At 69.6% G+C, this 572-nt stretch carries 1 protein-coding gene; it reads right to left on the bottom strand.

Translation table 11 applies throughout. The features are described 5' to 3' along the window. Positions 1 to 572: Mu transposase domain-containing protein (locus AXK60_RS13805; protein WP_425315221.1), on the bottom strand; the 572-nt coding region annotated here is incomplete at both ends.

The raw sequence follows: 572 nt of genomic DNA, 5'->3' as shown, positions 1-572 counted from the left end.
GCTGCGTTGAGCGCGGTCACATGCACCGTGTCACGGACCTGCGCCCCGGTGCCCGGGGCGGCGAGGCGGTGCCGGGCGATGACGATCCCCGAAACGGTGGCGATGTCGATATGACTGTCGCCGAGCCGTTCGGTGACGGTGACCTCTCCCATCGCGAGCTCCGGCGGCACCGAGTACTGGTTGCCCCGCCACGCCACCAGGGCCTGCCGTGAGACCTTCCTCGGCTCCGACAGGACCGCGGGATACGGCGCCGCAGGAGGCCGGCGTAGGGGTTCGCTGGCGGCGACGGTCAGCACCGAGCTGCGGCCGTCTTTGGTGGCGCGCATCCGGGTATCGGCGCGGACTCGGCAGTGCTCATCCAGGGACGCTTGGGCCTGCTCCACGGTCAGCTCGTCGGGCAGGGTCCGCCACCAGCGTTGCGCGATGCTCCGGTTCTCGCCCTCCACAACGCCTTTGCGGTGCCCCGAACGTGGTGGACAGATCTTGACCGAGACACCGTAATACTTGGCGACCGCAGCGAATTCGGCCTTCAGCTCCCCGCTGGAGGGGTGGCAGACCGTGGCCATCCGGTC

The organism is Tsukamurella pseudospumae, from assembly GCF_001575195.1.
Classification (GTDB): Bacteria; Actinomycetota; Actinomycetes; order Mycobacteriales; family Mycobacteriaceae; genus Tsukamurella; species Tsukamurella pseudospumae.
This window is presented reverse-complemented; position numbering and strand designations above follow the sequence as displayed.